Raw genomic sequence first — 22,955 nt, forward strand, 5'->3', positions numbered from 1 at the left:
AACTACTCCTTTATATTTTCGGATATTTTTATTTTCCCCGCGCCCGATGTACCAATTATTGTTGTGATTAGTACCGAGCAAACCATCATTAACGGACAAAGCACGTACGCCGAAAGTGGATTGATCGAAAAACTAAACGACGACGCCCCAAACGAGGAGATAACTGCGCCCGCAAGTACTTCTCCGAGAGTATTCGCCAATAGAGTGCCAAGAACAATTCCTATCATTGATACGAATACCGCTCGTGAAGCAAACTGTATCGTAATATCCAATTTTGTAAAACCTAATGCTTTCATGACGGCAATCGAATATCTGTCCTTTGCGACAAGCATTTTCATAAATAACAGTGTCACTAGTACCGTTATTACAAGCGCTATGGCAATTGCAGCAATGGATGCCTTCCCGATCGATTTTATGGTCGAGCCGAATGTTTGAGTTACAAATTCATCGATATTGGAAATCTTAGCGAAAGTAAATCTGTCTGCATACTCTGAAACTTTTTCATTAACAAGAGATTTATCTGAAAGCTTCGCGCAAATCACGCTCCACATTATACCTTCCGAATTATCAGTAAAAACAGCCTTTGCCGTTTTTCCGCCGTTCGTAATGTCGGAATAAATGCCACTTACCGTGAGCTTTATATCCTTCCCCTTCATCACGACCGTAATGACATCGCCGACATTTTTGCTCAATTCATCAGCGTTCAAAGATGAAAGTGCAATTTCGTTTTCAACTGCGGGTGCTCTGCCCTCGGTATATTGAATTGGGAATATCGAATGGTCGCCGAGTTCGATTTTTATATTTTCTTCCGAACCGTCTTCCATTTTTGTTTTGAATGTTTTTGTTGTAAGAATGGTATATTTTGAAATGGAACTGTCGTTGTTCATAAATGTTAAAACTTCGGCAGATTTTTTAGAAATATGATCAGTCTGCTGAATATCAATACGAATATCGTAGTTTCCAATACCCATATATTTAATGAAACTTGTGGAGGAAATCGTGTTGTAAAGGTTTTGTGGAACAATAATGATAAATGCTGAAATTACAAGTACTGCAAGCATTGTAGCGTAAAGTCTCTTCCTTGCAAGAACATCCTTGATACCAAGAAAAATATTCGGGTTAAGTAGCTTATTTCTATGCAGGCAAAAGCGCTTTGTTCCTGCGTTTTTTTCCTGTGAAGTGCCAAAACGGATTGCTTCTGCTGCAGATATTTTCCGAAACCGTCTCAGTACTCCGCTTACATAGGCAATGATTGCGAGAAATACAAGCAGAATTCCGATTATTCCTAAAGCTGCAGCAAAGGAGGAGTTTTCCGTTTCCCCCATATAAAGCCTGATATTTTCAAGAAGCAGGTCTTTGAATATTAATGAAAGTACAAAACCAAGAATACTCCCCCCTGCTGCAATCGCTGTGTACTTCGCAAGATAAATTTTCTTAATGTCAGAAAGACGCAGCCCTATCGCCTTCATAACACCAATTTCACGGTAATCATCCTCGATTTTCGCAAGGAGTGTAAAACGTACGCACATAAATGCGATTGCAACGACTAGAACGCTTATAAGAAGGATAACTGCTATCAGCAGCCCATCGGAAATTGCGTTAAGTGTTTTGAAAAGTGGATACGTAATCGTTGGTCCATTCGCTTCAAGCCCTGCGGAGGCATAAGCAGTTTCAAATTCACTAAGCGCAGATAAATCCTTTAATCTAAACTCAATCAAATATTCCGTACTTCCATTGTCTTTTATTGCCGCGTAATCATTCGGACTGACTAGAAATCTTTTTGAGGAAGACAACATAGAATTCATCTGTGAATCACGAAGGAAGCCCTCTACAGTAAATTCCTTTCCACCTATTTCGGCTTTATCACCGACCTTTATGTCGATGTCCTTCATATAGTTTATCGGAACATAAAGCTCGCCATCGGATACGTTTATGACGTTTCCGTCAAGATCAAGAAGATAATCAAATTTTTCACTCTGTATACTGAAACCATTGTCTTGAACATTATTCGCAAGCGAATGATCACCTAAAATAATTTGCCCATTGTCCATATTAAGAAACTCAAGCACTTGAAATTCATCAACATCGTTGTTTTGCTCCGCGAAATTCGCAAGTCGTACAGTATCAATATCCCCCGAGTGCATTTGCATAAAATGCGGCGTTTTCGCTTGATTCATTAGAGAATCGATCGCACCAGAAAGATTGACAATAAGTATCACCGAAAGGGAAACGAGCATAGCCGCAGCAGCGACAAATATCATTGTTGTCAGCGTTATCAGTTTGCTTTTAGCAATGTCATTACGGATTAATCTGAAATACATACGTCACCTCTGTTTTCAAGCTTTTTAACTGACTTCAAGTTGCACAGAATGAACGAAGTAACACATAATAAAATGCCAGCAATTATGATGAGTAAGCCCGTTCCTCTACCTTGACCTGTACCGGTAATTTTCCCTACGCTGTCAGCAAGCAATCCGCCGTCAACTAGAAAAGGAGTGAACACATAATCCGCAAGTACTCCCGAAAGCGCATAGGCCGCTACAAATCCAAACTGTGAAATTACCCCTATAAGTGACCACGCTCTACCCTGAACAGCATTATCAATATTGGTACGAACAAGAAAATCCAAAGTTGAGTTTGCAAATGGCATCATGGCAAAAAAGAAAAAACCTGAAATACAGATTAGAGCTATATTTTCTCGAAGTCCGAATACCGCCATAAATATTCCTTCAAAAAACAGCGAAAACGAAAGAATTTTCACATAGCCTTTTTTGATTGGAAGAAATCCGATGATGACACTGGATACGAGCATCCCTGTAGCGACAACTGTTTCCACCGTTCCTATTACGGAGCTGTTCGTAAAAGTTAGCAACATCGGAATGGAAAGTGTTTCAATAATTCCAAGATAAAATGTCAGCACCGATGTCATGATGACAAGAACGAGCACACCTCGATTTTCAGAAACTGCACGCCAACCATCTTTGAACTCACGGAAAAACGATTGTGTCTGTTCGCATGTCTTTGAAGCAAGCCCTTTACGTACTGCAAGAGCTGTTGTAACGGTTACAAAGAATGTACAAATGTCAATAACAAGCAAAAGCTTTATATCGGAAACGGTGAGTAAAAATCCCGCAATGATAGGTGAAATCAAATATTTTGCAGAACCCGCCACCTGGACTAAACCACTTGCCTTTGTGTATTGTTCCTCGGTCAATAAATCCGTAACCGTTGCCTTGTATGCGGGATCAAGCAACGATGAAAACACCGAGCTTATCGTAACTCCCACACAAATCTGCCATAGCAATGCTTCCCCGCTTAGCATACATATAAGAATATAAACAAGTCCTATCGCTGAAAGACTGTCGCCTAACACCATTAAAATTCTTCGATCATAACGATCCGCAAGCACTCCTGCCACAGGGCTTAATAGAAGCGAAGGCATAAACGCAAGTAAAGTTACAAGTGCCATTGCCGATGCCTTTCCCGTCTTCTGGAAAACATAAATCCCAAGCCCAAACGCTGTAAGCCCGCTTCCTATTGCTGAAATTAGTTGTCCTGACCAAAGCAGAAGAAATTTTTTAAAAAAACCCTTGGAATCAACCATCGTTGTTTCCATTTTCTTCACCCCCATCGCCAAACATTTTCATCATGTACATAAGACTTCCACTTTCGACACCGAGCAGTCTTTCTACGTTGAAGACAAAAGCTGGTATTCGTGCAGCACGTTCTTCATCGGTTATATTAACCATATCATCATCAAAAACGGTATTCGTATAGGCCACAATCATTTCCATACATTCATACGGGTACGGCGTACTGAATAGTCCTTGCTCAATCCCCTCACGGATTATTTCCGTCAGTATTGGGGGAAGACCGTTCATAATAACCTTTTGTATTTTCTGATGCATAAGCGCGTTCTGGGGCTTATGTATATGGTCAATAATTTCCTTACCGTTTCCGCCGCTTATGTTTAATGCCATTACAACACGGATAATACGCTCGTGAACGGCTATACTCTTATCTGCAGCAATTCCATTGGCTGCACCTAAAATTTGAGCATTATACCGCTCAATTAGCGCGTCCATAATATCTTCCTTCGACTTGAAGTGATAATACAGCGTTCCTCGTGCAATTCCGACCTTTTCGAGAATATCGTTAGTACTAGTGCCATCAAAGCCCTTCTGACCGAAAAGCTCATCAGCCGCATCAAGTATTTCGTTTCTGCGCTCCATCGCTTCTTTTCTCATTTTTATTCCTCCTTATTAGACCGACTGTCTGTCGATAAAAATTATAGCATTTTACAATAAATTGTCAATAGGCTGTAAAAAACTATCCATTTATTATTTAGAGGTACACTATAAATTCATCCATACAAAATTATCCTTTTAACGCATAATAAGTGATAGAATAAAATGTAAAAAGTTTATGTGTTAAGTGAGGTAAACAATAATGTCTGAAGTAAAAAAAATCGATTATACAATAGGAAATAAAATACGTAAAGGCTTACAGGCAGATTGCCAAAGCTGTTTTGGTCTATGTTGCACAGCTTTAAATATTGCTGCTTCTAGCGACTTTGCCATTAATAAAGCTGCTGGGACACCTTGCCCTAATCTACAATCGGATTTTAGCTGTCAAATTCATAGTAAACTTAGAGATCGAGGGTTTAAAGGATGTACAGTTTTTGATTGTTTAGGAGCAGGACAAAAAGTGTCACAAACAACCTTCCATGGTCAAGACTGGCGACAACACCCTGAAATTTCTGAGAAAATGTTTCGTGTCTTTCCGATTATGGAACAACTTTATGAAATGATTGCCTACGTAGCAGAGGCATTATCGTATACGGTTGATTCATCCCTATTTAACAAACTACATAGGCAATTAGAACAGCTACAGCGTGCAACTGAGCTAGAAGTAGATGCATTACTAGCAATAGATATTCCTAATTTCCGACTGTCGGTGAATGTTTTACTGTTAGAAACAAGTGAGCAAATTCGCCAAAGCTTTATCGAAGAGATTAATGGAAAAAGCGCTCGAAAGTATGACTATCGTGGGGTTGATTGGATTGGAAAGAATTTAAAGGGCAAGGATTTAAGAGCAACTGATCTTAGAGGAGCTTATTTAATTGCTGCCAACCTACAAAATGCAGATTTAAGAGGTGTGGATTTTATAGGTGTGGATTTACGTGACGCCAATTTACGAGGCGCAGACCTTTCTAGCAGTATGTTTTTAATCCAAATGCAAATAAATTCAGCACAAGGCAATCACCAAACAAAATTACCCTCCCACCTAAAACGTCCGTCGCATTGGGATAACTAACTTCTAAAAGAGGGGAAGACAGCAATTCCCCCTCAGAGAAAAAACACTATATTGTTTGCTGAAAGCTGAATGGTATTTATAAAACCTTGAAAAAAGATTGTCAAAACATGTTTTTTCTAAATTCAATTGAATCATCCTTTTATAAAAGTTTCCTTGCTCAATTAAAGCGCCCGATTAATATGCTTAAACTCCAAACTGTTTAAAATGATGGTCAAGATGCTTGTATATTCCCTTACCCCATTGCTCAGAAGTGAGTTTCCCAAAAAAAGGATGGGGATGAGTTGTGCACTTCTCTGGTCCGTTATTTTGGAATGTGATAATTTTTTGTTTAAGCTTTTCTTTTTCTGTCTCAAAATCTCTAACATCTGCAATCAAAATAGTTGGAATAGTAGACATATTATGAGGTAATGTCTTGTCATTGTATATCATTTTTTTTGCAAACCTCCCTACTATTATTCCTAACCAACTCCTTGGTGGAAAAGAATTTCCCATTGCGATGTCTTGAAAAGATGAACAATGCGCTAGCATTTGAGCAACGTCCATTTTTCCCCATTGTGGTTGTGAATTTGGACTCAATTTGTCCATACGCTTTAAAACTTCTGCTGTATGCATATGATTAAAAATATTTTTCATTAGCTGGCATATCCCCTTTAAAGATGGTGGTATTTTAAACGGCTGACACCGCTATTAGTAAAAAAGTTTGATTAAGACTACAGAAGTATTCAAAGCAGCTGTCGCACTTGTGAGCGCTGATTCAATCATAATCACAGCTTTGACTGTTCAAAGAGATGCATGCTACATATGAAGATGTCGATGCGCTCCTGTAAATGAGTGAACAACATAACAAAAGGACTTACGTATATGAGTTGTAATACGCACAAGTCCCTAGATTGTTGGAGCTAAAACATTATGGAAATTGCACTCAATGATTATATAATCCCTATTTCAATAATAGCTACATTTATAGATTATTAATTACGAGTACATTCAGAACCCAACCAAGAATTGAAATGATAATAATACTCCAAGCATTTTTCTTACGCTGTATTACACCTACAATTCCCATAATCACCCCTAGTAATGGTGAAAATAGAATACCTATAATATACGCAAAAATATTGTAAGTATTATAACTGTAGATTTCATTACTTTCATTATCGTATTTTTCACTATCCATCTTCATTCCCCCGTCTACTTTAGGCCAACTTGATGTTGGTCACTGAGTCATGGTTGATGTTCCTGTTGCTTCGCTTTCGCACAGATAAAACCTATTGTTGCTGGCGCTTCGCTTTCGCACAGATAAATTGCCACAGGACATGGTGTTCTTGGACTAAGTTCCTCTATTTCAGTGGAAGCTCCGCCATCCGCCGAAAGAGATCCAACTTTGCGTTAGCTCTCGTAGTAATTACCTATTCGAATTATAACTCAAATAAGTTACTCCTTCTTCCATTTATAGGGAATATTTGCCCAATCGTAAAATATATTAAAAAGGAAAAATAAAATTGAAGTTCCAATAATTTGCCCCCATTGAATGGCATCACGAAATAACCATTGAATTATAATAAATACTATGAAAAAAATTAGCGAATATTGTATATTTTTCTTTATAATTTTTACCATATTCATCCTCCCCATACAATAGTACTCTTTTCTACTTATTCAGGAAAGGCGACAATACAATTAATTACATAAAGTCGTAAAGTTGTATTGTAGAAAATGAGCCTATTTATTCTCCTTTTGTAACGATGCAGTAAATTCTAACAACGTCCAATTCGTTAGAAGCACCGTTTATGAAGTCATGAGTTTACATAAAAAACAAACCTTTGTTTATTGCAAGACTTTCATATAGATTCATTTTTTATCGAAAAGCAAAAAGGCAGATGAAAGTATATTCATCCGCCCTCTATTTATTTTTGTTTCTTTTTATAAATAATTGTAGCTACAACAAGTAAAAGTAAAATCGCTTGTCCAATCATTGTTTCTACTGTTGGATAAAAACCAATGAAGCTGACAACTGGCAAGCCATCTACAATTGTAGTTGAAACTGTATCTCTTAGCTGCAGTGTATGCAGACTGACACCAATAATTTTAAACGCCAATACATAGATTAACACCGTTGCCACTGCGAAAAATTTATGAATTGGAATTTTTCCACTTGCTTTCAATAACACAAATGCAAAAATAGTTAATAATATAAGTGCTACTACGATACCTAGCACAAATTGAGATGTCTCCATTTTAGGTGCAATCCCCGCATAAAAGACAAGTGTTTCTGCCCCTTCACGGAAAACGGATAAGAAGCTAATTGCTGCCATCGCAAACACCGAGCCACTTGAGATTGCATTGCCCATTTGTTTGGAGATATAGCGATTCCAGCTTGTCACACTTGATTTACTATGGAGCCAAATACCAACTCCAATCATCATCGCAGCTGCTAGTAACCCAATATACCCTTCCATCAGCTCTCGACTCGTATCAATTGTCGCAGATTGGAAAAGTGTCGACATTAAAACAGCTGCTATCGCTGATAGTAAGATTCCTACAAATGCGCCAACATATATCCATTTGCGCATTGTTTTTTGTCCAGATTTCTCTAAGAACGATACTAATGCCATAATAATGAGCAGTGCCTCTAAGCCCTCTCGCAGTAAGATTAATGCTGCATCCCACAGAGTATAATCCGAGTCACCTTGAATCAGTTCAATTTCAGTGCGGAAAGTATCAAGCTTACTTTTAATTGCTTTGGCATCGACGTTAGACTTTAATAAATCACTAACGAGGATCGGCATATCACTTTCAATTTTTGTATAAAGGCTGCCGTTACGTGTTGAAATATCAATTTCTACACTTGGCCATATTTTAATGAACTCTCGAATTTTATCAGATGCAGCCTTGTAATCACCTGCATCGATAAAATCGTTTGCCTCATCAATATAAGCGACTAGTGTTGCTAAAGAATACTCACCTTCAACAACTTCCGCCGTATCTTTACCTGCTACAAAATCCTCGATTGTTTGTTTTAATTCTACATATTGAGATTGCATTAAGGCTACATCTGGCTTTTCGGAAGCAAGTGAGATTCGGATAAAGGCCATCTGTGTTTCAATTTGTCCGTACATCGCAATACTTTGCTCACGTACAGGGCGTTCAATTTTCTTCCATTTTGTATTAAAATCCTTATACGCTGCGTCGATTTTAGTTAAATCACCACTTGCTAAGGCATCTTCAAATGCTTTCATGTTAGGTTTAAATTTCGTGCCAAATTCTGCTCGCTGCGCAGCTTCATCTACAGGATTCTCAAGCTTTTCTAAAGCACGTAAGGCATTTGACAAGTCAGACAATGCCTTTAAACGTTCTTCTTTAGAAGTAGCTTTAACTGCTTGCGCAAGAATTTCATCTACTTTTACTTTTGCGTCCTTTTGCTCAGACGTGACCGATGCCCAGTCTGTGGCAAATTGTTCAAGTGCATGTTCTGCCTCGGCTTCTTTGTCCTGCTTCGTATTCATTAGCGCATCACTAATAGAAATGTACAACTGACTATATGATTGCGCTGCCTGCACCGGTACAGCAAGTGCCAATAACAAGCAAAGTACTAAACTACAGCGCGTTAAAAAGTGCTTCACCTATATAACTCCCCTTTGATACACCAGGGAAGCAAGCAAACACTGCGCTGCCTCGATGGGTAATGTACTCATTCAATTTATCCATTCGCCCTAAGCTATTTTGGACTGTTGTAAACTGGGCTGGGTCTTTTTGATAAGATATAAATAATAGTCCGGCATCATGCGTACCAGTATTCGTCATAACTCCAGATGCATAAGAGTATGAACGACGTAAAATACGTGCACCAGATTTACGGGCCAAATGCACATGTGAAGTATCTGGCATAATATACTCACTATTACTATCCTTCGCCTCTACATCGAAATCATCAAATTCTTTCTTTTTACCAAAAGGTGCACCACTATCGCGATAACGACCAAATGTTGCTTCCTGATCTTTTAAAGATGTACGATCCCATGTTTCAAGATGCATCTGTATTTTACGGGCAACTAAATAAGAGCCGCCTTTTAGCCAACCTTTATCGACCCATACTACTTTATTTAAATCTTTTTCATCGGTACTCGATGGATTTACCGTACCATCCTTGAATGCAAATAAATTTCTAGGTGAGCCTCCGCCAGCTGGGAATGAGTTAAATCCTGCCTGTGACCATTTAATTTCTACCTTACCAGAAGCTGCACGAACTAAATTACGTACAGCGTGGAATGCCACTTGTGGATCATCCGCACATGCTTGAATACAAAGATCTCCACCAGTAAATTCTTTTTGTAACTGATCCTTCGGGAAGTGAGGTAAGTCTTTTAATTCCTCAGGCTTCAAATGCTGGATACCAAGTTTATCAAACAAAGAAGGTCCTACACCTATTGTAATCGATAAGTTTGAAGCATCTAACCCATCCGCTTCACCAGTATCTCCTGTAGGCACTCTAGTATTTGTTGTTAAATCTACCATTAATTCACCATTCATTAAACGTACAACAAGAGGTGTCCATTGTTTGAACAACTCTTGTAGTTCTTTCTTTGATGTAAATAAAACATCCAAAGAAGCAAAATATATATTTGTCTGAACAGGTGTAATAATGCCAGATTGATGTTTTCCATAGAAATCAACTTTGTTAACTGCTGTCGTGCTGTCTGCAACAGGCTCAAACACATCATAGCCCATTACTTTCATAACACCACCAAAGCCAGAAGCACCGATTGCTACACCAGCTACTCCCATACCTGTTAACTTTAACATGTCACGTCTAGATATTTTTTTATTGCTCCATTTTTCATCATTTGACACTGTCATTTATTATCACTCCAAAATAATACCCATTTGGCTTAATGGTTCTCCAAGTTGATTTACGGCTCCTGCAAGTGCTTTTGTGTTTTCTTCAGTTAATTCTTCATAAGAAACATACCCGCCATCAGCAGTTGCATGCTTGGCCAATAAATCATCTACTGCTTTGAACTTTTCATCCAATGTTGCTACTAAGTCTTTGTCTTTCGCTTCTAATTTCGGACGTAGAATTTCAAAGATTTTTTCTGCACCTTCGATGTTTGCTTTAAAGTCATATAGGTCTGTGTGAGAATAGATTTCTTCTTCACCAGTGATTTTAGATGTTGATACTTCATTTAATAAATCAACCGCACCTGTAATCATTAAATCTGGTGATACTTCTACAGTTTGAACTAAAGCGTGTAATTCTTTAGCGTCTGCTAGTAATTGATCTGCAATTGCCTCGTAGCCTGTAGTTTTATTTTCTACCCAAAGCGCATGTTCAAGCTTATGATAGCCCGTCCATTCTTCTTCGCCCTTGCCTTCTTCTTGGATATCAGCTAAACGACCGTCAATACGTGGGTCAAGGTCACCGAAGCTCTCAGCGATGGGCTCTGAACGCTCGAAATACATACGTGCTGGTGCATACGCAGCTTTCGCTTTTTCAATGTCACCGGCTTTAAATGCGTTCACAAATTTTTCTGTTTCTAGTAAGAATTGATCCATTTGCTCTAAGGCAAATTTTTGATAGGCTGCAGTTTCAACGGATAGATCAACTTTTGTACCTTTTTCTGCTTGCTCTGTTGCAGGCTTATCTTCTTTTTTAGCTTCATCTGTATTGCCACAGCCAGTCATAAGAATGCCCCCTGCAACTAATACTGACAATAATGAATTTTTTTTCATGCTAAGTACCTACTTCCGAAATAGTTTATATCGAGAATGATAATGATTATCATACTCGATTGCAAGAAGTATTTTCAATTGAAGAAAAAAACATCATTATCTAGATGATAATAATGTTTTTTCTTCAATATAAAGATTCTAAACTATGAAATTTTTGCTTGTTTTACATTTTCTTTTTTTCCATATAAAAAATAATAAAGGACAATTGATACTAAAATAACGAATACCATCGCGAAGAAAATAGCACTGTACCCCGAAGTCGGAACGAAGAATCCTAAGAAATAAGGACCAACACCTAAACCTAAATCATATAAAATAAAATATGTCGATGTCGCAAGTCCTAAACGCTCATTTGGTGTAACTTTAATAGCGATTGCTTGCGCTACTGAATTGAAATTGCCATAACCAATTCCTATGCAAGCAGCAGCTAGTAAAAAGACAATACTACTTGTCGCCGAACTAAAAGCATACATACCGACTGCAAAAATGACTAGACATGGATAAATTACAATGTTCGCACCTCTAGTATCTAGTAATTTCCCTGTAAATGGACGTGTCGCTAAAATGACAATTGCATAAATAATAAAGAAATAACTTCCCGCTGTTACCAAATCAAGCTCTTTCGCATAAAACGTCATAAATGACATAACCCCTGAATAGGCAAAGCCAATAACAAGCGCCACAAAAGCAATTGGCACAGCACGCATTTCGATAAAATTGGATAGTTTAAACCCTGTTTTCTCAGCCATTTCTTTTGCCTTCTTCGGTGCATCTGGAATGGTTACGATAAAATACATCAAAAAGCAAACAATAGCTAATACGGAATCAACAGCAAAAATCATCCGATAATCTTCAAACAGTTGTGTTAAAAGAATACCTACAAAAGGTCCTATAGCCGTTGCTAAAATAGCACTTAAGCTATAATAACCGATACCTTCCCCTCGTCGCTCAGGCGGTAAAATTTGTGCAATAATTGTTCCTGTCGCCGTACTAGCCACCCCAAGTGCAATCCCTTGTACTAAACGATTGAGCATAAGAAGGAGCAAATTCGTCGCGATAAAATAAGACATCGTTGATAACATAAACAATAATAATCCACAAAATAGTGTTTTTTTGCTACCCCAATCCCCAATGATACGTCCAGTCCCGAGACGACCAAATAATGTACCAATAATAAAAATACTCGATACAAGCCCTGCCGTACTAGTTGAAGCCCCAAAATGCTCAACCGCATAACCTGCAATTGTTACCATCAATAAAAAAAATATTAAGGTAATGGTAAAGTTAATGAGTGAGACGATTAAAAAGTCCTTCGTCCAAAGTTTTTGTCTAGATGCTTCCACTTTTTTCTCTCCTACCGATTGATGTTTGCACAAATGTTCGCTAAAACTTGTGTCGCAATTTCAATATCTCGCTCTGATACCCCTGCGAGTGCCTGTTCCATAGTTGGTTTTAAATGCGCTTGAATTTCTTGCACAATCACTTCACCATTAACCGTTAATTGTACAAGCTTTTCACGTTTATCCCTACCCGCTACCGTTTCCACGTATCCAAGCTCAACAAGCTTTTGTACAAGCCTTGTCACACTCGGCTTTTCAATAAACATGAAATTCGCAATATCAACAAATGTATGCGGCCCTTTATCCATCAATAACCGAAGGAGAGCCCATTGAGAGCTATACAGCTGATATTTCCCTAACTGCTCATTCACTAGATTGATAAACGGTCTGTACATTAAGCGGTACTGATTAAAAAATTCTTGTTCGATTGTCAAAAATACCACTCCTTTTAAATTAGTTAGCCTAGCTAACTATATACTTAAAAAATCTATTTGTCTAGTAGGAAATTAGGGAGAAGTCCGTGGTTTTAGGGCAGCTATCCGGCTTTTTGAACGGTCTTTCCGACATTTTCGACGCTCAATCCATGATCTTGAGCGGCCTATCCAGCTTTCTCAGTTTTTTATCCAGCATTTTGACCGCTATCCAGCTTTCTCGACTTCCTATCCACGATTTTGAGCGGCCTATCCAGCTTTTTCATCTTTCTATCCACGATTTTGAGCGCTCTATCCACCTTTCTCGACTTCCCCGTCAACTTTGAGCGCTCTATCCATTTTTCCCACTTTATTCCTAAGACTTTGACCGGACTATCATCCATCGTAAATCCAATATTTCCTATGTTTTTTTATTCCTTCTACTTTTAAGGGTAATTTCTGCAATAGCCTATACGCTAGATCTGGTGAATCTATTGCGAAAAACTCACAAAAGCTTTTATTCGTTAACGAATCACCCATTAACAACTTGTAATCTTCAAGCGTTCTGAAAATAGCCTCCTGATCAACTAATCCGCAACGTTGACAAGTCCATTTTTTAGAGTGATAACTCATTCGCTGTCCATTTGAACAACGTACACATAGCACTCCTTTTATAATATCCTGAACAGGAATAGCTATTTCTCTTTTAATTGGCATATGACTGGACATTAATTTAGTAGCAAAAAGAAAGAGCATGTCTACATCTAGTATCACCTCTTTATGCTGTTTTAGCCATTTCCTTAAATGATAACGTAATCCTGAAACATGAAAAATTGGGTGTCCTTTTAAACTTTCTGATAAAATAGCATTTTTCGTTGCCAAAACGACTGCATAGTGAATAGGAATCTCCACCTTATACTGCTGTGATATCTTCTTTATCCACTCAGCATGACGTCTAACTTGATGAAAAGGATCAATCATTCCCTCAACATCACCTTGAGCAGTAGTTCTTGTAAATTGAGTAAAAGACTCATCGTATTCAAGAAAGCCTGTTATATTTTTAATTTCTAGTATTAATATAAAATGGGGGCATATTAGGATAGTGTCTATTTGATGTGTTTTCCCGAAGTGATTAAGTATTTGTAAGTCATGGAGGAAGTAATGTGGAGTGGGTAAATTAATTTCAAGCCATTCTGCATCTACACGCTTTTCTCCAGCAAAGCCAGCCTGTATACGCATTAATCTTTCAAAATAATTCATGTAGTCTACGTGTGTATTAGGCAACCTTTGTATTAAGGCTTCTAGAATTCTATGCATTTGTGATTGCTGTCGTGCTAATAATATCATTGTCTCTTCCCTCCTGTATTTATTATATTAATAATTACCGGTCTAAAAAGGGGTTCCAAAAAACTTGAAATACTAATTGTGCAAAATAAATTTTCAGCTTATTTTTTTAGATAAAAAGAACGAAAAAAATCGCCTTGCTCTAGCACCTGCTACTACTTTTCTGCTCCATACCCCCACTTTGACGACGCTATTATCGATCATTCTCCTCTTCCTATCCGCAACTTTGAGCGGGCTATACAGCTTTCTCGACTTCCTATCCACGATTTTGAGCGGCCTATCCAGTTTTCTCGACTTCCTATCCACGATTTTGAGCAGGCTATACAGCTTTCTCAGCTTTCTCAGCTTTCTCAGCTTTCTTTCCACGATTTTGACCGCTATCCAGCTTTCTATCCACGATTTTGAGCGGCCTATCCAGCTTTCTCAGCTTTCTATCCACGATTTTGAGCGGGCTATCCAGCTTTCTCAGCTTTTTTTCCACAATTTTGAGCGGGCTATCCAGCTTTCTCAGCTTTCTATCCACGATTTTGACCGCTATCCAGCTTTCTCGACTTCCTATCCACGATTTTGAGCACGCTATACAGCTTTCTCAGCTTTCTTTCCACGATTTTGAGCGTGCTATCCAGCTTTCTCATCTTTTTTTCCACAATTTTGAGCGGGCTATCCAGCTTTCTCATCTTTTTTTCCACAATTTTGAGCGGGCTATCCAGCTTTCTCATCTTTTTTTCCACAATTTTGAGCGGGCTATACAGCTTTCTCAGCTTTCTTTCCACGATTTTGACCGCTATCCAGCTTTCTCATCTTTCTATCCACGATTTTGAGCACGCTATACAGCTTTCTCGGTTTTCTATCCGCAACTTTGAGCGGGCTATCCTAGCTTTCTTCGTCATACGAAGCCCCCTGTCCGTTTATAAAAAAACAACTGAACAGCCAAAGCCATTCAGTCGTTTTTTCGTAGTAAATATAAAAAATATGGTGCACCAATACATGCGACGATAATACCTGCTGGCACTGTCGCACTTGAAATTGCTACGCGGCCAATTGTATCCGCTAGCATTAGTAAGCTTGCACCGATAAACAATGTTAGGGGTAAAAAGAACTGGAAGCGCGGTCCGACAAGCTGCTTTGCAATATGTGGAGCCATGAGACCGATAAAGGCAATGCCTCCTGTGACTGATACAGCTGCCGCAGCTAGTGCTACAGAGACAACTATTAATTGTAAGCGCTCTCGTTCGATATTTAAGCCTAAGCCAACCGCCGTTTGTTCTGTCATTGCCAGTACATTTAACACATTTGCTTTATAAAAAATAAATGGAATGCCTAGCACAAGCCAAGGCAATAAAGCCCAGAAAAATGGCCAATCTGCTCCCCAAATATTGCCTGCAAGCCATTGCGCGATAAATTGCACATCACTACGCTCAGCTGAGGAAATTAATATGATCATTACACCCGATAAGGCAGATGCTACACCTACTCCGACTAAAATGAGTTGGACCGGCTGCACACCTTCATTGCGTTTATACGAGAAAAAGTAAATGCAGATTGCCGTTAATAAAGCGCTACAAAATCCTACAAGTGGTAACATATACGCAAAATTAGGTAAATCTCCATTGACAAGGAGATAAAAAAGCGTAATCCCAATACCTGCACCTGCATTAATTCCAATAATACCAGGGTCCGCTAAGTCATTACGGGTCACCCCCTGCAAAACGGCACCAGCTAAAGCTAAAGCCATCCCGGCTGCTGCCAGCACAAACAATCTTGGCAAGCGAACAGAGAACAATACGAATGATTCTTTGAAGCTACCATCTCCCATTAAAATCGGTATGATGCGATCAATCGACACCGAAGCTGCTCCCATTGAAATACCCATAACAAAAATGACTATTGTTAATAAGATCCAAGCCAATAACCATCTACGTTGTTTTTTTCGCCCTATATTAAACAATTTGACGCCCCCCCTTCCGAACAAGAAGTAAGAAGAACGGAAGGCCAATAATTGAAATAATCGCAACTACCGGAGTTTCATATGGAGCATTAATCATTCTACCTGCAAAATCCGCTGTTACCATAAACCATCCACCGATAATGGCACTCATCGGTAAAACAAATCGATAGTCTGTCCCTACAATTGCACGGACAATATGTGGCACCATTAACCCAACAAACGCTAGATTACCTACAAGTGCTACTGCGGACCCTGCAAGAATTACAACGACAAACATCATAATTCCTTTAATAACGGCTGTATTTTGTCCTAACCCAACAGCTACTTCTTCATTTAAACTTAAAATGGTTAGCTGACGACTAAACGCAAACGCAACAATTAATCCGACCAAAATAACAGGAGCAATCGTTAAAGCTTGCCATGTAGTGCCTATTAAACCACCACTCGTCCACATCGAAACATCTTTTGATATTTGAAATAATATTCCCGTACCATCTGCTATTGCTTGTAATAGCGCGGATACAGCAGCCCCAGCCAAAACTAACTTTAATGGAGAAAAACCATTTTTAGTTGAAGCGCCAATACCATAGACAACAATCATCCCTACGCCTGCACCTACGAAACATGCAAAAATAAGCATATAATACGACGTATTTGGGATAAATGCCATCGTCAATGCAAGTGCTGCATTGGCACCTGCTGTGAGGCCAAGAAGTCCCGGATCTGCTAATGGATTTCTAGTAACCCCTTGCATAATAGCCCCAGCAACTGCGAGTGCACTACCTACAAAAATAGCAGCAATAATTCGTGGAAATCGAATTTCTCGTAAAATAGCATAATGCTTACCGCCGTCTCGTCCAACAATTGCTTGAAAGACATCTTCAATACTCGTATTTGCCGCTCCGATACAAAGCGAAATCGTAACTGTCACTGCTAATAAGATCAGTGCAAGCAACACCTGAAGCCAAAATGGGAAATGTCGAAACTTTGTCATTTGCCTTCGCTACTCTCTACTGAAATTATTGTAAAAATTTCTTTTCAAAGAAATCTAGTTGATTTTCTAAAGTGATTGGGTCATTAAAGTAAAATTCGTTGGCATTCACTTCAAATAAATGACCATTTTTCTCAGCCTTTAAATCTTTAAACCACGCAGCATTTTTGATGGCGCTATCCTCACCTTTAAATGTACTAAAAATCACATAGTCACCCGCATAATCACCTAATACCTCTTGAGAAATGGCTAAATAACCTGGTTTTAAAGCACCTTCCTTCACTTTCTTAGGCATTTTCAAGCCCATTTCTTGATATAAAATTTCTGTTCCGCGACCCCAATTATCTCCATAAACATACAATTGTTTATTGAACATTTCTGCAACAGTAACTGTTGCTTCTTCGCCGATTTTTTCTTTAATTTTTGTACCCGCTTCTGCAGCACGCTCTTTAAAATCTTTTACCCAATCAGTTGCTTCTTTTTCTTTATTGACAACTTTACCGATTTCAATAAATTGCTGTAAATAATCTACTTTGCCATAAGTAAATAATACAGTTGGTGCGATTTCTGCTAATTTATCCGCATTTTCAATACCATTTAAACCAATAATCAAATCTGGCTCAAGTTCGATAATTTTTTCGATATCCGTATTCTCAACAACTACTGCATCTTTAATATCATCTTGGAAGTTCGGATTATCTGCAGCCCATGAATCGACACCGACAACATTAACGCCAAGCTGTAGTAAATCTCCAACAAATGAAGATAACACAACTACACGTTTAGGGTTAGCTGGTACTTCAATAGGACCTGATTCTGATTGATACGTTATCGTTTCTGCTGATGCTTTATCTTTAGAGCCCTCATCCGCCTTCTCTTCTTTATTGCCGCACGCTGCAAGCACTAGTACGACCATCATAAACATTGGTAATAGCCACTTTTTCATAAATATATCTCCCTTTTACACTGTTTCTAGTAAGTTATATGTAATGCACATTGGCTTATCTGTTCGTGGATCTTTACCAATGACTGCATCAATATTAAACACTTTTTCTAATACTTCAGGTACCATGACTTCCTCTGCAGTACCAAACTTCACAAGCTCTCCTTTTGATAGCGCCACGATAAAATCTGAAAAACGTGCTGCCTGATTTAAATCATGTAGCACCATAACAATTGTGCGTCCTTCTTCTTCGTTAAGCTTGTAAAGTAATTCTAAAACCTCTAACTGATGGGCCATATCTAAATACGTTGTTGGCTCATCTAAAAAAATAATATCGGTCTCTTGCGCTAATGCCATTGCAATCCACACCCGTTGACGCTGTCCACCTGATAAGGCATCAACCGTGTTCTGACGAAAGTCATCCGTTTTAGTTACCTTTAAGGCCCAGTCAATCATTTCTTTATCCTTTTGCGATAAATTACCGAAGCCCTTTTGATATGGAAATCGACCGTAGGATACAAGTTCTTCTACTGTTAAACCATGTGCACTTTCCGGGCTTTGTGGCAAGATGGCAAGTTCTTTCGCTAATTCTTTTGTGTTCATCTCGGAAATATTTTGACCATCTAATATGACTTGTCCACTTTTATGCTTCAAAATCCTTGTAATAGCCTTTAAAAGTGTTGATTTGCCACAGCCATTGGACCCAATAATGGTCGTTATTTTACCGTCCGGAATTTGTAGCGATAAATCATGCACAATCGTTTTGTCCTCATAGCCGATACGAATCGATTCAACTTGTAAACGCACAACATAACCTCTCTTTCCTTTTACTTCTTTCCATGCTATGATAACGATTAGTCGATAATGATAATCATTATCACTAAAGTTAGTCTAGTTTTCCTATAGAGTTTTGTCAAACACTTTTTTATTATTTTTTAAGGAAATGGTGATATAAATGCAACATTTATACGATGTAACAATTATTGGTGGTGGCCCTGCAGGTCTATATAGTGCCTTTTATAGTGGTTTACGAGGATTAAAAACGAAATTAATTGAGAGTCAGCAACAGCTTGGTGGTAAAGTTTTACTTTATCCTGAAAAGCTCATTTGGGATATTGGTGGACACCCTCCTGTATTAGGCGAACAATTTGTCAAACAGTTAATTGCGCAGGCAAAAACCTTTGATCCAACCATTTTAACAGGTACAAAAGTCGATTTCATCGAGCGCCAAGGTGATATTTTTGTTCTACATACTACACAAGGAGATAAACATTATTCTAAAACCGTTCTTTTAGCAGTTGGTGGTGGTATTATTAACCCTCAAAAGCTCTCACTAGAAGGTGCAGAAAAATATGAAATGACTAATTTACACTATACTGTGCAGTCTTATCGACACTTTGTGGACAAGGAAATTATTATTTCAGGAGGCGGAAACGCGGCTATTGACTGGGCAGTTGAACTTAGTCCTATCGCTAAAAATGTAACTGTAGTTTATCGTAAAGATAAGTTATCTGCGCATGAAGCAACAATACAAGAAGCTTTAGATGCTGGCGTAAAGATTGAATGCCATACAACTATTTCAAAATTGACTGCTAATGCTGACAAAACAGCGATTCAACTAGTGACATGTGAAAACTCAAAAACAAAGCAAAGCTATACGCGTCAAATCGATGAAGTAATTGTTAGTCATGGCTATAACCGCGAAGCATCATTAGAATTGGATCAATCACTGACCATTCCTAAAAAAAGAGATTACTATTTCGAAGGAAAAGCAACGGGTGAAACTGTGCAGCCTGGTATTTTTGCAGCAGGTGATATTTTAGCGTTTGAAGGAAAAATCAATCTACTTCTAGGTACCTTCCAGGATGCAGCTAATGCCGTGAACTCTATTAAAACGTATTTAGAGCCTACTGCCTATCGTCATGGGGTCGTGTCATCACATAATGAATTGTTTAAAGAGAAAAATCGCTCTATTATTGAAAAGCAACTTAAATAAGCATTCTAAACAATGATTATTCAATCACAACAACCCCTCTTAAGAAAATTTACTCTTCAGAGGGGTTTTCAAGCCTTTCTTACTATTTTTATAAGGCGGACTTTAAAAGATCCATCGAAATAATCTACCTAAAGAAATTTAAAAATGCTCCCATTTGCCTTAACATACCAACTCCATTTGTTATTGTTCCTGCATGGTTCATAATGGTATTTAAATGCTGTGGTAATCTTCCAAATCTCGAAGTTTGGGGTTGCTGATTAGGGTAAAAGAAAGGTTGCCCTCTTCTACCTTGAATAGGAGGGCCAAAACCTTGTCTATTTCTTGGTGGGAATGGTCTCATTCTAGGATTCGGTGGATAAAATGGCATCAATTCACCCCCTATCAAATATCTTTTTACTAGTATACGTCTGTATTTTTTTATTGTTTAGACTATCGGAGAAGTTGCTAAAAAAATATATAGATATGTATTGTAAAATGTTGAAGCCCAACTATTAATAATTCTCCTCTTCCTTTCTGTAAAGCTTCCTCATGACATCTCAGTAACCATACTATTTTTAATTTCATATTATACAAAAATACGAATAAAGAAGGGATTCCGATTCAAAATTCAAAATATCTAGATTTTCTGTCCAAATTTGGTGTAGGCGGTGCGCATCCTGGTGGTATTAATCTAACAAAGGAAATATTCAAGGTAGAGAGCGTTAGCGAAAATTCCCGCATTTTGGATGTAGGCTGTGGTACAGGCCAAACTGCTGCCTACTTGGCGGAGACATATAAAGCAAAAGTAACTGGTATTGATATCAATCCTGAAATGGTTGCAAAGGCTAAAAAGAGAATGAAAAAAAATCACTTACCCGTAAAAATAATTCAATGCTCTATAGAACAAGTTCCATTACCTGATCATACATTTGACTTTATTATTTCTGAATCTGTTCTTTCTTTTGTCAATAAACCTAATGCCCTTAAAGAAATTTTTCGTTTATTAAAAAATGGGGGTCGGTTTATTGCCATTGAATTTACTATTCATCAACCACTTGAGGAACAAATTGACAAGGAAATCAAACAGTTTTATGGATTTGATTCTTGTTCAATGAAAAAGGATTGGGTAGCTTTGTTTAACCAGGCTGGTTTTAAAAATATTCGTATACAAAAAAATAAATCGATCTTCTCCATTCCTGAACTTCATCACTCGAAGGACATTGCACCTGAACTTTATGAAGTAATGGATAAACATTTTGATATGAACTTAAAGTATGAAGGCGTTTTAGACTATAGAATTTATTCATGTACTAAATAATGTGGGGATGTAATTCAAACTAAAGCATACTTCTTAACTGCTATGTAAATGAAAATGAGCAGCAGACCCGTTCAACGACAAATCTCTTATGCCAACATCCATTCTATTCAACAAGTTATAGCGGGAAATTGATCCTCTGTGTCATTTCCCGCTTCTTTCTTTTTTCCCCATTCAGAATATCCCTTTTAAAATGGAGCAAAATTTCCTCCTTAATCATTCATTTGCATATATTTATCTTCATTAAACGTAACTGCATGAATGCCCTCGATAAAAGTATTAATTAAGATTAAGAAGCTTTTATTGATATCAAGTGGCAGCCCAAATCCCCCCATTTGTTCAATAGAAGTGAATCCATGTAGAATACTTCTTAATCCTCTGACCATATGAATCGCAATTTCTTCTTGCAAATTATAGGCAGCAAGCACTTGAAGTACAAGTTGCACGACAGCTTCTTGGGCTTGCTGTAGTTCTTGATCGTTAGCATCCGGAAAGCGAGTGCTAGCATCGTACAACCCCGGGTGCTCTCTAACAAATTGAATATAGGCCTGACTAATTGCACGAACAGCATTATCACCTGAACGTCCTACTGCAGCTTGAAGCATATATTCATTTAATTTTTTTACGCCTTGAATAGCTAACTTCTGCTTCAATTCATTCAATCCATCAAGATGGTTATACAAGGAAGGTGGCCGTATTTCCAATTTTTCAGCTAATAGTCCAATTGAAAGTTGGTCCAATCCTTGTTCATCAACTAGCTCCATTGCCTTTTGTAAAATAATCGATATATCTATTTTCATTCGACGGGACATTTTTTTCACTTCCTATTTGGATTGTCTAAAATTTTTTTCTGCTTCGGCTATTGCTATGTCCAAAAGCTCCTGTGGTTGCTTTAACATTTTCCCGTGCCCTACAGCAAGTAAGCTTGGATTTAACTCCCTTAATTTTTTTGCACTTATTAGAGCTGTGCTTTTATCCCATGTTGCAAGAGCAGGAAATGGAAACAACGGATTCACCACTCCCGATACTAGTAGTTTTCCTCTAGTTACGAGGGCATCACCAGCAATTAAACTTCTATTACGTGTATCAAAAAGAGTGATGGAGCCAGGTGTATGACCTGGCGTTGCTATCACTTCTAATGAGCCAACACGATCACCTTCTTCGAGTAATAAGTCTGGTTTGGTTTTAATATTTTTTGGTATGCCTCCCCGAATTGGTGTATTTTTTTCATTTGGAAGTAATGCACTATTTCCTTCCAATAACAAAGCGTCTCTGGAAGAAATGCACACCTGACTATCTGGTAATAATTCTTTTAACGTATCTAGAGCTCCTATATGATCACTATGTGCGTGAGTAATGATGATTCTTGTAATCGGTTTACCAATACTTTCAGCCGCTTTTATTATACTTTTTGCACTATATGGTAGGGCTGCATCGATCAGTGTAAGCTCGCTTTCTTCTTCTACAATATAACAATTAACGGGAAAAATCCTTGGCATAAATGACAATTGAAACACTGTACCATTCTTTGTAATCTTCATTCTAACTCATATCCCCTTCGTTGACTAATTGTATTACCATTTTAACTAATTTGATTAGTTTTCGCAATATTTATTTTTTTATAAAAAATCTTTGAATTAAAG

Annotated in this window: 24 protein-coding genes; 3 read left to right on the forward strand and 21 right to left on the reverse strand. The window is 38.1% G+C overall.

All coding sequences use genetic code 11. From position 1 onward, the window contains the following. Positions 1-2 precede the first annotated feature (2 nt). The 3 genes from ACIPKN_RS10075 to ACIPKN_RS10085 are packed head-to-tail and all read right to left on the reverse strand — an operon-like array spanning position 3 to position 4,247. Positions 3-2,321, reverse strand: a complete 2,319-nt coding sequence (locus ACIPKN_RS10075) for an ABC transporter permease (RefSeq protein WP_400935639.1) — start codon at positions 2,319-2,321, stop codon at positions 3-5. Continuing rightward, positions 2,306-3,616: an MFS transporter gene (locus ACIPKN_RS10080; protein WP_400935641.1), complete on the reverse strand. Its 1,311-nt coding sequence runs from the start codon at positions 3,614-3,616 to the stop codon at positions 2,306-2,308. The genes ACIPKN_RS10075 and ACIPKN_RS10080 overlap by 16 nt, the downstream gene beginning before the upstream one ends. Further along, entirely contained in the window at positions 3,597-4,247 is a 651-nt protein-coding gene (locus ACIPKN_RS10085; protein ID WP_400935643.1) for a TetR/AcrR family transcriptional regulator, read from the reverse strand. The genes ACIPKN_RS10080 and ACIPKN_RS10085 overlap by 20 nt, the downstream gene beginning before the upstream one ends. A gap of 202 nt (positions 4,248-4,449) precedes the next feature. On the opposite strand from ACIPKN_RS10085, the gene ACIPKN_RS10090 reads away from it, so the two are divergent. Then, complete coding sequence (locus ACIPKN_RS10090; RefSeq protein WP_400935645.1) at positions 4,450-5,316, forward strand: pentapeptide repeat-containing protein; 867 nt, start codon at positions 4,450-4,452, stop codon at positions 5,314-5,316. Positions 5,317-5,499: 183 nt separating this feature from the next. On the opposite strand, the gene ACIPKN_RS10095 is transcribed toward ACIPKN_RS10090, so the two are convergent. The 15 genes from ACIPKN_RS10095 to ACIPKN_RS10165 form a co-directional block, all read right to left on the reverse strand. Continuing rightward, positions 5,500-5,949 carry a DUF1569 domain-containing protein gene (locus tag ACIPKN_RS10095; protein WP_400935647.1) on the reverse strand — a complete coding sequence of 150 codons (450 nt, stop codon included), beginning with the start codon at positions 5,947-5,949 and terminating at the stop codon, positions 5,500-5,502. 328 nt (positions 5,950-6,277) lie between these two features. After that, entirely contained in the window at positions 6,278-6,499 is a 222-nt protein-coding gene (locus ACIPKN_RS10100) for a hypothetical protein (protein ID WP_400935650.1), read from the reverse strand. A gap of 251 nt (positions 6,500-6,750) precedes the next feature. Beyond that, positions 6,751-6,936, reverse strand: coding sequence for a hypothetical protein (locus ACIPKN_RS10105; RefSeq protein ID WP_142507840.1), 186 nt, complete (start codon positions 6,934-6,936; stop codon positions 6,751-6,753). A 287-nt stretch (positions 6,937-7,223) separates the two neighbouring features. Further along, positions 7,224-8,939 carry an FTR1 family iron permease gene (locus tag ACIPKN_RS10110; RefSeq protein ID WP_400935652.1) on the reverse strand — a complete coding sequence of 572 codons (1,716 nt, stop codon included), beginning with the start codon at positions 8,937-8,939 and terminating at the stop codon, positions 7,224-7,226. Then, positions 8,914-10,173, reverse strand: a complete 1,260-nt coding sequence (gene efeB / locus ACIPKN_RS10115; protein WP_400935655.1) for an iron uptake transporter deferrochelatase/peroxidase subunit — start codon at positions 10,171-10,173, stop codon at positions 8,914-8,916. The genes ACIPKN_RS10110 and efeB overlap by 26 nt, the downstream gene beginning before the upstream one ends. 6 nt (positions 10,174-10,179) lie before the next feature. Continuing rightward, positions 10,180-11,046, reverse strand: coding sequence for an iron uptake system protein EfeO (gene efeO, locus ACIPKN_RS10120; RefSeq protein WP_400935657.1), 867 nt, complete (start codon positions 11,044-11,046; stop codon positions 10,180-10,182). A 143-nt stretch (positions 11,047-11,189) separates the two neighbouring features. Beyond that, positions 11,190-12,389, reverse strand: a complete 1,200-nt coding sequence (locus ACIPKN_RS10125) for an MFS transporter (RefSeq protein ID WP_400935658.1) — start codon at positions 12,387-12,389, stop codon at positions 11,190-11,192. 11 nt (positions 12,390-12,400) lie between these two features. Continuing rightward, positions 12,401-12,820: a MarR family winged helix-turn-helix transcriptional regulator gene (locus ACIPKN_RS10130; protein ID WP_400935660.1), complete on the reverse strand. Its 420-nt coding sequence runs from the start codon at positions 12,818-12,820 to the stop codon at positions 12,401-12,403. A 372-nt stretch (positions 12,821-13,192) separates the two neighbouring features. Then, on the reverse strand, positions 13,193-14,143 hold the full coding sequence (locus ACIPKN_RS10135; protein WP_400935662.1) for an NERD domain-containing protein: 951 nt from the start codon (positions 14,141-14,143) through the stop codon (positions 13,193-13,195). A gap of 316 nt (positions 14,144-14,459) precedes the next feature. Beyond that, positions 14,460-14,663: a hypothetical protein gene (locus tag ACIPKN_RS10140; RefSeq protein ID WP_400935664.1), complete on the reverse strand. Its 204-nt coding sequence runs from the start codon at positions 14,661-14,663 to the stop codon at positions 14,460-14,462. Next, the gene (locus ACIPKN_RS10145; protein WP_400935666.1) at positions 14,656-14,913 is read right to left on the reverse strand and encodes a hypothetical protein; all 258 of its coding nucleotides are present in this window, start codon (positions 14,911-14,913) and stop codon (positions 14,656-14,658) included. The genes ACIPKN_RS10140 and ACIPKN_RS10145 overlap by 8 nt, the downstream gene beginning before the upstream one ends. Positions 14,914-15,080: 167 nt before the next feature. Further along, positions 15,081-16,088, reverse strand: a complete 1,008-nt coding sequence (locus tag ACIPKN_RS10150; RefSeq protein ID WP_400935668.1) for a FecCD family ABC transporter permease — start codon at positions 16,086-16,088, stop codon at positions 15,081-15,083. After that, on the reverse strand, positions 16,081-17,082 hold the full coding sequence (locus ACIPKN_RS10155) for a FecCD family ABC transporter permease (protein ID WP_400935669.1): 1,002 nt from the start codon (positions 17,080-17,082) through the stop codon (positions 16,081-16,083). The genes ACIPKN_RS10150 and ACIPKN_RS10155 overlap by 8 nt, the downstream gene beginning before the upstream one ends. Positions 17,083-17,107: 25 nt before the next feature. Continuing rightward, a complete protein-coding gene (locus ACIPKN_RS10160) occupies positions 17,108-18,025 on the reverse strand; it encodes an iron-hydroxamate ABC transporter substrate-binding protein (RefSeq protein WP_400935671.1) in 918 nt (305 codons plus the stop codon). Positions 18,026-18,040: 15 nt separating this feature from the next. Further along, entirely contained in the window at positions 18,041-18,829 is a 789-nt protein-coding gene (locus ACIPKN_RS10165) for an ABC transporter ATP-binding protein (protein ID WP_248718757.1), read from the reverse strand. Positions 18,830-18,977: 148 nt separating this feature from the next. Here ACIPKN_RS10165 and ACIPKN_RS10170 point away from each other — a divergent pair, with 148 nt between their 5' ends. Continuing rightward, complete coding sequence (locus ACIPKN_RS10170; protein ID WP_400935674.1) at positions 18,978-20,018, forward strand: NAD(P)/FAD-dependent oxidoreductase; 1,041 nt, start codon at positions 18,978-18,980, stop codon at positions 20,016-20,018. Between the two features lie 124 nt (positions 20,019-20,142). Here ACIPKN_RS10170 and ACIPKN_RS10175 read toward each other — a convergent pair whose 3' ends face one another. Beyond that, entirely contained in the window at positions 20,143-20,385 is a 243-nt protein-coding gene (locus ACIPKN_RS10175; RefSeq protein ID WP_400935676.1) for a hypothetical protein, read from the reverse strand. 258 nt (positions 20,386-20,643) lie between these two features. On the opposite strand from ACIPKN_RS10175, the gene ACIPKN_RS10180 reads away from it, so the two are divergent. Continuing rightward, positions 20,644-21,315 (forward strand): class I SAM-dependent methyltransferase, encoded by a 672-nt coding sequence (locus ACIPKN_RS10180; RefSeq protein WP_483869519.1) that lies wholly within the window; start codon positions 20,644-20,646, stop codon positions 21,313-21,315. 209 nt (positions 21,316-21,524) lie between these two features. On the opposite strand, the gene ACIPKN_RS10185 is transcribed toward ACIPKN_RS10180, so the two are convergent. Both ACIPKN_RS10185 and ACIPKN_RS10190 read right to left on the reverse strand, forming a co-directional pair. Then, on the reverse strand, positions 21,525-22,124 hold the full coding sequence (locus ACIPKN_RS10185; RefSeq protein WP_400935678.1) for a TetR/AcrR family transcriptional regulator: 600 nt from the start codon (positions 22,122-22,124) through the stop codon (positions 21,525-21,527). A 12-nt stretch (positions 22,125-22,136) separates the two neighbouring features. Next, complete coding sequence (locus tag ACIPKN_RS10190) at positions 22,137-22,853, reverse strand: MBL fold metallo-hydrolase (RefSeq protein WP_400935680.1); 717 nt, start codon at positions 22,851-22,853, stop codon at positions 22,137-22,139. Positions 22,854-22,955: the final 102 nt, after the last annotated feature.

It is taken from the genome of Lysinibacillus sp. NPDC086135 (assembly GCF_044746345.1).
GTDB lineage: Bacteria > Bacillota > Bacilli > Bacillales_A > Planococcaceae > Lysinibacillus.

Bases quoted from the DNA above. Each gene is read 5' to 3' on its own strand.
- ACIPKN_RS10075 (WP_400935639.1), bottom strand. From the start codon at position 2,321: ATGTATTTCAGATTAATCCGTAATGACATTGCTAAAAGCAAACTGATA.
- ACIPKN_RS10080 (WP_400935641.1), bottom strand. From the start codon at position 3,616: ATGGAAACAACGATGGTTGATTCCAAGGGTTTTTTTAAAAAATTTCTT.
- ACIPKN_RS10085 (WP_400935643.1), bottom strand. From the start codon at position 4,247: ATGAGAAAAGAAGCGATGGAGCGCAGAAACGAAATACTTGATGCGGCT.
- ACIPKN_RS10090 (WP_400935645.1), top strand. From the start codon at position 4,450: ATGTCTGAAGTAAAAAAAATCGATTATACAATAGGAAATAAAATACGT.
- ACIPKN_RS10095 (WP_400935647.1), bottom strand. From the start codon at position 5,949: ATGAAAAATATTTTTAATCATATGCATACAGCAGAAGTTTTAAAGCGT.
- ACIPKN_RS10100 (WP_400935650.1), bottom strand. From the start codon at position 6,499: ATGAAGATGGATAGTGAAAAATACGATAATGAAAGTAATGAAATCTAC.
- ACIPKN_RS10105 (WP_142507840.1), bottom strand. From the start codon at position 6,936: ATGGTAAAAATTATAAAGAAAAATATACAATATTCGCTAATTTTTTTC.
- efeB (WP_400935655.1), bottom strand. From the start codon at position 10,173: ATGACAGTGTCAAATGATGAAAAATGGAGCAATAAAAAAATATCTAGA.
- efeO (WP_400935657.1), bottom strand. From the start codon at position 11,046: ATGAAAAAAAATTCATTATTGTCAGTATTAGTTGCAGGGGGCATTCTT.
- ACIPKN_RS10135 (WP_400935662.1), bottom strand. From the start codon at position 14,143: ATGATATTATTAGCACGACAGCAATCACAAATGCATAGAATTCTAGAA.
- ACIPKN_RS10155 (WP_400935669.1), bottom strand. From the start codon at position 17,082: ATGACAAAGTTTCGACATTTCCCATTTTGGCTTCAGGTGTTGCTTGCA.
- ACIPKN_RS10160 (WP_400935671.1), bottom strand. From the start codon at position 18,025: ATGAAAAAGTGGCTATTACCAATGTTTATGATGGTCGTACTAGTGCTT.
- ACIPKN_RS10170 (WP_400935674.1), top strand. From the start codon at position 18,978: ATGCAACATTTATACGATGTAACAATTATTGGTGGTGGCCCTGCAGGT.
- ACIPKN_RS10175 (WP_400935676.1), bottom strand. From the start codon at position 20,385: ATGCCATTTTATCCACCGAATCCTAGAATGAGACCATTCCCACCAAGA.
- ACIPKN_RS10185 (WP_400935678.1), bottom strand. From the start codon at position 22,124: ATGTCCCGTCGAATGAAAATAGATATATCGATTATTTTACAAAAGGCA.
- ACIPKN_RS10190 (WP_400935680.1), bottom strand. From the start codon at position 22,853: ATGAAGATTACAAAGAATGGTACAGTGTTTCAATTGTCATTTATGCCA.